7 protein-coding genes are annotated in these 8,416 nt (G+C 48.3%); 1 reads left to right on the plus strand and 6 read right to left on the minus strand.

Annotated features, from left to right (window positions below):
• Nucleotides 1-180: 180 nt before the first annotated feature.
• The 6 genes from Q0541_RS31020 to Q0541_RS31045 form a co-directional block, all read right to left on the minus strand.
• Nucleotides 181-801, minus strand: coding sequence for a GDSL-type esterase/lipase family protein (locus Q0541_RS31020; RefSeq protein WP_298920201.1), 621 nt, complete (start codon nt 799-801; stop codon nt 181-183).
• A gap of 368 nt (nt 802-1,169) precedes the next feature.
• The gene (locus Q0541_RS31025; RefSeq protein ID WP_298920203.1) at nt 1,170-1,844 is read right to left on the minus strand and encodes a class I SAM-dependent methyltransferase; all 675 of its coding nucleotides are present in this window, start codon (nt 1,842-1,844) and stop codon (nt 1,170-1,172) included.
• A gap of 6 nt (nt 1,845-1,850) precedes the next feature.
• Nucleotides 1,851-2,516, minus strand: a complete 666-nt coding sequence (locus Q0541_RS31030; RefSeq protein ID WP_298920205.1) for a dienelactone hydrolase family protein — start codon at nt 2,514-2,516, stop codon at nt 1,851-1,853.
• Between the two features lie 101 nt (nt 2,517-2,617).
• A complete protein-coding gene (locus Q0541_RS31035) occupies nt 2,618-4,060 on the minus strand; it encodes an FAD-dependent oxidoreductase (RefSeq protein WP_298920207.1) in 1,443 nt (480 codons plus the stop codon).
• 90 nt (nt 4,061-4,150) lie between these two features.
• Nucleotides 4,151-5,689, minus strand: a complete 1,539-nt coding sequence (locus Q0541_RS31040) for an amidohydrolase family protein (RefSeq protein ID WP_298920209.1) — start codon at nt 5,687-5,689, stop codon at nt 4,151-4,153.
• Between the two features lie 235 nt (nt 5,690-5,924).
• Nucleotides 5,925-7,289, minus strand: a complete 1,365-nt coding sequence (locus Q0541_RS31045) for an LLM class flavin-dependent oxidoreductase (protein WP_298920213.1) — start codon at nt 7,287-7,289, stop codon at nt 5,925-5,927.
• 855 nt (nt 7,290-8,144) lie between these two features.
• On the opposite strand from Q0541_RS31045, the gene Q0541_RS31050 reads away from it, so the two are divergent.
• Complete coding sequence (locus Q0541_RS31050) at nt 8,145-8,324, plus strand: SDR family oxidoreductase (RefSeq protein WP_298920216.1); 180 nt, start codon at nt 8,145-8,147, stop codon at nt 8,322-8,324.
• Nucleotides 8,325-8,416 lie beyond the last annotated feature (92 nt).

Genomic DNA, 8,416 nt, shown 5'->3' on the forward strand with positions numbered 1-8,416 from the left:
ACATTGTTAATGCGTCGGCTTACATTGTTAATGCGTCGGCTTACATTGTTAATGCATCGGCTTACATTGTTAATGCGTCGGTTGCATTGTTAATGCATCGGCTTGCATTGTTAATGCTACGCTTTTACGCAAAACTGTACTAAGCCATGATTAGCCAATAGGATAACGATGTCAGCATTTTTAAGGTGTGAACCAATTTAACCAACGTTCCCAGTTTTGTACGATCGCTGCAAATTCTGCATAACCATCTGCTTTTGGGTGAGCGCCGTCATTGGCTTTTGCTTCTGCTAGCCAGATTGGTGACTTCACCAAACTGGAAAACACATCGAGATACGGAACATCTAGTTGATCACAAACTAATGCAAATTCCTGTGACAGATTTGCAAGAATTTGATTTCTTTTTTCTTGAGCGACATCACCACAGGGTGGCGGACTGACCATCAAGATCGGATAGAGTTGCTTTGCTTGGCTTAAGATACTGCGAGCATTTGCAATTGACTCTGACAATTCGATTCCTTGCTGTTTACCCGCCCATCCTGAATCGTTTACGCCAAAGGAAAACACTACTCGACCATCGGATTCTCTTGGGAGACGATAAGAGACTTCTGAGTACCAACGTTGTTTGAGAAACCGACTCGTCTCTGCCCGCACCCCCAAATTGTAATGGGTGATAGCGTATCCTCTTGATTCAGCATTGCGGCACACTCTACCTGTCCAACCCAGAAACTCTGGATCACCTGTGCCATTGACAAACGATTCACCAATAAAACAAATTCTGATTTCTTTGCGAGAATCTGACATAAGTCAGCCCCTTTGGGGAAGTCAAAAGTCAAAAGTCAAAAGTCAAAATTAATAATCCCCATAAATAAATTTAGGGGCAAGTAAACGGACCGGAGGCGGAGCGGTTCGCCTGGGCGCCGTATTTTTCGCGCAATGCGTCACTACATACATATTTTTCTTCTCCATAAATAAATTTAGGGGCTTGTATCATGAGTCTTTTTTGGTCAACTGAATTTTGGCGAATAAGTTCGATTTTGACTTGGGACGAAGCATTATGTTCATGATTCTATTTTCCATCTCACGAAGATATTAATATATTGACTGGTTCCCATCCAGACGCAGCAACCCTCTCGTAATACATCCGATTCTTAAAACTCTTAACGAGGCGATTAGTCAGGCTGTATTGCCTTACCCCACCAAACTCTTTTAAACGGCTTGCCTGTTTGCTCATGCAATATTTCGTAATGTTTTAGCTCTACATCTTTCCAGTCAGATAAAAGGTCTAGCAAATATTCTTTAGAGAAAAAATGCATAGTTTGTCCATCATGTTCTAGAAAGTAATTTGGCTCAATTTCGCGTATGGGTGGGTGGCGTTCTGCCCGAACTAAAGCGTCTTCTGTAGAATTAACATGGAAAACAAATAATCCGTTGGGGCGTACTATTCGTCGAATTTCTTTAAACAACTGGCGTGTAATCTGATCTGAAAACATGTGGATGGCAACATTGGACATGACAGCATCCAATGTTGCACTATCAAAAGGCAAACGTTTTGCCATATCCGCAACTACAAACTGTGCGCTTAGTCCTAGCTTTTTTGCTTTCTCGCGTCCTTGTTGCACTGCTTCATCTGAAAAATCCACACCAATTACTGTGAAACCTTGCCTTACAAGACGTAACACGTCGTTCCCTGTCCCGCAACCAAGGTCAAGCACAGTTTTAACGTTGGCGGACTTGAGGAAGGGAAGATGAACTTTCGTCCATTGGGTTCCCCAATCTAGATCGGTGCCAGCATCCTTCCATTTAGCAAAGACTTGATTCCAGTGATCGGGTGGTGCGTAAGACATAATCCATTAGACAATTACAGAAATTTCACGACGTTTCTGTGAAATTAGCCACTGTTGCAACTTCGAGTCGCTGTATACCTCATCTGCAATAAAATGATCGCCTTCCGGTAGGACTGTCAAATCGACTTTCCCTCCTACTTTGCGTAAGCGCTCAACAAAATTCTTTGTATCCTCAATCGGCAGGTTTTTGTCCTGTCCACCTTGGAATATCTGAATGGGAATGTTTTTGAGTGCAGCTAGTTCGGTTTCTCCTAATGTTTTGGGTACACGTCCAGACACAGGTACCAGACCTGCGAAGCGATCAGGATGCAAAGCAGCGATATGCCAGATACCCGCCGAGCCTAAGCTGAACCCGGCTAATATCACCCGCGCTGGATCAATGGGCTGGGAGGCGATCAGTTCATCGAGCAAAGCAAGCACATCATCTGCTCGATCTACCCAAGTCTGTTCGGCTGGAATCTGGGGTGCGGCGAAGACATAAGATAACGAGTCGGATAAATCTACGAAACGAGGTAGACCCCATTTCAGTAGCACATTCAGATCCGTCCCGCGATCGCGTGCTCCGTGCAAAAATAGCACGAGGGTTGCAGGTTTGTTGGCATTGTCAGAAACAGGCGAGAAAAGATAAGGCAAGGAACCATTACTGGTGTCGTGACGTTGTTCGACGGGCATAGTTGTGACTCCTAATTTGATTTGGGCAATTAAATTTTGGATTTTGGATTTGCAATTGAATCTAAAATCCAAAATCTAAAATTCCTGTGTACTACCCAGACTCAGCTAACTGCCGCCTTGGCTGGCTGTTTCCACAGTGCCGCGGCGTACAGCGAGGCATCAAAGTCTGGCGCGATGTTGTCGCCTGTGATCCGTGTCTCGTGCTGTGCCCAATCAGCGAAGAACAAGTCGTGGCTGATGCGTGCCACCACCGCCGGCACATCGCGCCGAATGCTGGGCACGTCGCCAATGGGCAGACCGAAGCTCACAAAGCCTGCGGGGTTGAAGACGTGGATATCCTTCAGGTAAGGTGCGCTGCCGGATACCTTCTCCTGGTATTCGTGGGCACTGCCGAGGTAGGGGTGCGTGCCTAGCTCATCGTCGCGCTGGTCAGTTGGTGGTTCGTAGCGATCGCGCCAGAGGGCGATGTGCTGTGCAAAGTCGGCTAGTTCGGGTCGCACCGTCGGATCAACAAAGTAACCAGTACCAGCGATCGCAAAATCGAACTCGAATACATCGTCGTTCACCTGCGCGACGATGCGGTTGCCCTGCTCGTGCGCTGATCTCCATGTTGCCGACAGGTGTAGGTGGAAGTTCGGGAAGGCGATCGCCCGCTCAATTGCGTCGGGTGGGGGCGTAGAACCAACTTTGCGAAAACGCCAAGCCTGGAACCAGCGAGCTGCATCAGGCAGTTCTGGATAGTTGTAGTAAGCGCCAGGATACCCGCGCACGCGAATTATAGGCAGTGATGCGATCGCTGGTCGCCGCGCGAACAGATGCACCGCCTTTGCTCCCGATTCGAGCGCCACTCCTGCGGCGTCGAAGGCCGAGGCCGCAGCGCCCAGCACTGCCACAGTCTTGCCGCGCAGCGCCGTAAAGTCGATGGCATCGGCGGTGTGTGCATACAGCGTGCGTGGCAGTCCAGCTAGCACCGATGGCACGTGGGGGCCACCAGTGCCAGCCACACCGTTGGCGAAGATGATCTTGCGCGTGGTTTCCACCTGCGCGACACCATTTACCTCAAGGTGCAGGCGAAAGAAACCTTCTGCTGGCTCGATCCGCACCAGCCGCGTCCGGTATCGAACCGGGATGCCCAGGAACTGCCGATACCAACTGAGGTACTCAGCCCATAGCAAGCGGGGGATGCGGTCGATCGCTGCGTATGCCTCAGTACCGTGCCGCGCCTCGTACCAAGCTTGGAACGACAGCGCCGGAATCCCAAGTTCGTGGCCAGGCAGGTTCTTCGGCGTGCGTAGTTTATTCATCCGCGCTCGGTTGAGCCACACGCCAGCATGAGCCTCATCATCAGCCGCGTCGATCACTGTCACGCGGCCGATGCCGGCACGCCGCAGCGCAAATGCAAAGGTGCTGCCACTGCCGCTGCCACCCACCAGCGTGACGTTGTGATCGATGCCTGGGCGGTCAGGTATCCAGTTATCGGGATCGGGGCCGATTAGGCGTAGCGCCTCCCGGGCCCCAACATCAGGGTCAGTCGTTATCGTCATGTCGATCTCCCAGGCTGAAAGTGTATATCTTTGTTATCGAAGAAGGTGATGAGGGAGAATATTTTTCATGTTTCTCCCTCATTTTGCTTTTTATACCACTACCAGGCTCTTGTCCAGTTGTTTAAATTCGGTGTTACCTACCTTGGATTCAATCGCCGTACCCTTGAAGAATTCGGGGTTGGCTTGGGTGTAAAACTTGTAGGGATTAGCGAATACATAAGACTTGAAGTCGGCTTCGGAAATAACCCCTTCTTGCACCAAATCCCAGCTTTCAGCCAAGGGGGCGGTGAGGTCTGGCACATCCCAGTGACCAACATCGGAGGAATAGATCGCGTTAATTTTGACTCCCAAGGGATTAGCTTTGTCATTGAATGCCGCAGCGATCGTGCGATCGTCGGACTCGGAACCAAAGAAGAAACTGTTCACCCAGCGATCGCGGATGTCCTCGGTTGTTTCAATGCCTGCTGCTGCAAAATCTTCCAATTCGCTACCAATCGGCGCCCGACTAAAACGGCTGAATGAAGATCCCAAGACACTCTTGGTCAATTCCTCCTTGTCGAGGGAATGCCCTTGAGTGATTTCCGCACCGTAGCGCTCAAATATCTCAAACAGTTCATCGGCATTCGTCAGCGCTGGATTGTAGTTTTGCAGCGCCTTCAGATTGCGCTTGGAGAAGCGATCCACCAGATGAATGTACACATGGGCACCCCAATCTGCACCACCTTCGAGCATAGCCACTCGCAACTGCGGAAAACGCTTGGTAACACCGCCGAAGAACAGCGCCTTAGCAAAGGCTTGCGAACCATCGGCGAAGTGGCCGATATGGTTGTTCATGTAGTTACTAGTGGAGGAGCGTCCAGTCCAACCCTGACTGCCGTAATGGGTGGTGACGGGTACGCCTAGTTCAACTACTTTGGCCCAGAAGGGATCATAGTCGTATTCACTATCCAGTCCATAAAAGTCGATATAAGACGCATACTTGGCGATTTCAGGGAATTTATCAGCTGGATACTTATCAGCGATCGCTTTAATTGGCCGTTTCACACCCCCAGTGATATTAATAACTTTCAATCCCAGTGTTTTAACTGCAAACTCTAGCTCCTCAATGCCTTCTTGGGGAGTAGTTAATGGGATGCCAGCTACCGGTGTCAGGCGATCGCTATATTTCCGGTAGATATCAGCATGATAGTGATTGACCGCACGTTGCAGTGCCTGACGGTTCTCTGGACTGGCTCCAGCCGGTGCCAGGACATTGTTCGGAAATAGCACCGAATAGTCTGACCCCTGCTCCGCCTGACGCTCATAGAGCAGTCCGGGGAGGGTGTAAGTAGCGAGATCCAGTGTGTTTTTGGTGACTCTGGCCCACCAAGGCGATCGGATTGTGCGGTTGTAGTGACGTTCTTCAGGGGTTTGTTGATACCAGTCTTTACCCCCACTCTTGGAGTTGAGACGCGAATCTTCGGTCTTGCGTAATTCATCTACCAGTTTCACGCCGCCGTAATTGGCGATGTAATCCTCAAATGCCGGGGTGAAATCATTGGTGTGAACGTCGGTGTCGATTACTGGATAATCGAGGGTTGCTTTGATTGCCGCAGAGCGCGAAGTCTTCAATCGGCTATATTCACTCATGTTTTTTTCCTTCAAAAAAATTACAGGGTTTTTGTCGCAGCATTGGATGCTGGTTAATTTGTATTAGTCTATGTCTGCAAAGCCGCACAACAGACTGCCTCCCCATTGCAAAGGAAAAGGCAAGGGAGTAAGCATATTTTGTGTCAAGTTATTTTGGCTACAATCTTCAGATTCTATAGGGCGGCGATCTACAGAAGGTGGGCTGCTTAAGCACAGTGCAGATATTAAAAGTCATTTATGCCAACACCAATTTTTCATCTACTTGTTTGGCGGCAAAACGATTGCCCGGACGACGCAATCCCAGATTTTCACGCAAGGTACTGCCTTCGTATTCAGTACGGAACAGTCCGCGTTTCTGGAGAACGGGAACGACTAGGTTAATGAAGTCATCTAATCCTGTGGGGAGGATTGGTGGCATGATATTAAAGCCGTCTGCCGCACCGTTGTTGAACCATTCTTCTAACTGATCAGCAATGGTTTCGGGAGTACCAAGTATGGTGCGATGTCCTCGGGCGGTGGCAAGAGAGAGATACAATTGGCGCAGTGTGAGAGTTCCACGAGTAGTCAAATCCCTGACTAGTTTGAGACGACTTTTGTTGGTGTTGGTGTCGCTGGGTAGTTCGGGAGCTAAATCATCTAGGGAATATTTCGCCAGATCCTCACCCTTGTAATAGTTCTTTAAAATCCCCCAGGCCACATCCGGATGAATCAACGATTGCAGGAATTCGTACTTCTCTTGAGCTTCTTCTTCGGTACGGCCAATGATTGGGAAAGCACCAGGCATAATTTTTAGATCGTCTGGGAAGCGCCCATATTTCCCCAGCCTACCTTTGAGGTCAGCATAAAATTCCTGGGCATCAGCTAGGGTTTGATTGGCAGTAAAAATTACCTCAGCAGTGCGTGCAGCCAAGTCCCGTCCTGATTCGGAGGCTCCAGCCTGAACAATCACCGGGTAGCCTTGGGGCGGACGACCCACATTTAAAGGGCCTTTTACAGAAAAATATTTGCCCTTGTGGTTGAGTGTATGTACTTTATCTGGGTCGAAATAGATCCCAGATTCTTTGTCACGGATGAAAGCATCATCTTCCCAGCTATCCCACAATCCTTTCACCACTTCCACAAACTCTTCGGCACGTTCATAACGTTGGCTATGTTCTGGGTGATGCTCAAGTCCGAAATTAAGAGCGGCATTCTCATTCCCTGTGGTGACTACATTCCACCCCGCCCGGCCATTACTCAAGTAGTCCAGGGAGGCAAACTTCCGCGCCAGGGTGTAGGGTTCTTCATAGGTAGTCGAGGCGGTGGAAATGAACCCGATGTTTTGGGTCACAGAGGACAAGGCCGAGAAGAGGGTGACCGGCTCGAAATGGACGATTTTACCGTTGCGATGCTGAGTTTCTGGAGCGCCGCCCCAGACTCCTGGGCTATCAGCAAGGAAAACTGCATCGAACAAGCCGCGTTGGGCAGTCTGGGTAATTTCCTTGTAATGCTCGAAATTAAATCCAGCATCTGCTTGTGAATTGGGGTGACGCCAAGCGGATATGTGATGACCAGTGGCTTGAATAAATGCACCTAAACGAAACTTGCGTGTTATGCTCATATGCTTTTTTGTTTTTTGTTTTTTATAGTGTGATTGCTAATTTGCGTATAACTAATGGCTTTTCATGTAATGTCAGCTATTACTTTCACTGCTGCACTTGGCTAATTCCTAACTACTCAAATGTCTGACACATCTTGGTCAAACCTTCATGGCTACGTGGCAAATATCTGATGAGTAGACAACAGCATGTTTACTTTCAACCGCTGACATCCGCCCAAAAAATACAAAGGATGGCAGAGTGATAAAATACTTTCCCCATAAAGCTTTGAAATACTCGTGTCTGGTTCCCAGGTATTCACCTCTTGCTAGACACTGAATCTAATAATCGAATGCTTTGGCAGCACCTAAACTTACGCTTTAGTTGCCTACTAGTTCCTCTACAAGGAATGAAATAACAGAACTTTAAGTCAGGTTAATACCACAGCAGAATTAGGGATGCTGCTGCTTGGCGCTCGAATTATCATAAATTTATCTAGCAATGTTAGTCCGCAGATAAAGTTTACACGATGGATACAAAAAAATATGTACTGGAGATCACAATATCATGAAATACTAATTATTAGTTTCTCGAACATTAAGTATTGCAAACTGATTGATTGCTCAGTATGTAGTATGTATGGTGCCCTTAAGAAGCATCTATCTCAGATCAACTGTCCGCGGCCCACTGGAAAAAAGGGCGTTGCATACATAACATGAGATTGTGTACTTTACAATATTCATCGTGTCAGTCTACGGAGATTAAGGAGAATGGAAAGCGACTATAGCAGTCCTATCTGATTTCGTTCAAATTTGCGGTGTTCAGATCCCCGACTTCTATGAGAAGTCGGGGATCTAACTTTTCACGAATGATTTAGGATTGCTATAGTACAGCACGGCGAAAGTAAAACAACCGGCATGATTCCAATGGGTAGGTTCGGTCAGCCCTCCGAGATTGCTGCCGCGATCGCCTTCTTCTGTTCTGAGGAAGCAGCGTTCATCACAGGACAAACCTTATTTGTCGATGGTGGAGCAAGTATCGGTCGCAGTCTTATTTGAACAGAAGTCAGCCCCTTCCCTACGGGACGCTCTTGCGTTCGGGGAAGTCAAAAGTCAAAAGTCAAAAGTCAAACATTTTTAATCCCCATAAA

The sequence above is a fragment of the uncultured Nostoc sp. genome, assembly GCF_937863485.1.
GTDB lineage: Bacteria > Cyanobacteriota > Cyanobacteriia > Cyanobacteriales > Nostocaceae > Nostoc.

Bases quoted from the DNA above. Each gene is read 5' to 3' on its own strand.
- Q0541_RS31040 (WP_298920209.1), bottom strand. From the start codon at position 5,689: ATGAGTGAATATAGCCGATTGAAGACTTCGCGCTCTGCGGCAATCAAA.
- Q0541_RS31025 (WP_298920203.1), bottom strand. From the start codon at position 1,844: ATGTCTTACGCACCACCCGATCACTGGAATCAAGTCTTTGCTAAATGG.
- Q0541_RS31020 (WP_298920201.1), bottom strand. From the start codon at position 801: ATGTCAGATTCTCGCAAAGAAATCAGAATTTGTTTTATTGGTGAATCG.
- Q0541_RS31030 (WP_298920205.1), bottom strand. From the start codon at position 2,516: ATGCCCGTCGAACAACGTCACGACACCAGTAATGGTTCCTTGCCTTAT.
- Q0541_RS31045 (WP_298920213.1), bottom strand. From the start codon at position 7,289: ATGAGCATAACACGCAAGTTTCGTTTAGGTGCATTTATTCAAGCCACT.
- Q0541_RS31035 (WP_298920207.1), bottom strand. From the start codon at position 4,060: ATGACGATAACGACTGACCCTGATGTTGGGGCCCGGGAGGCGCTACGC.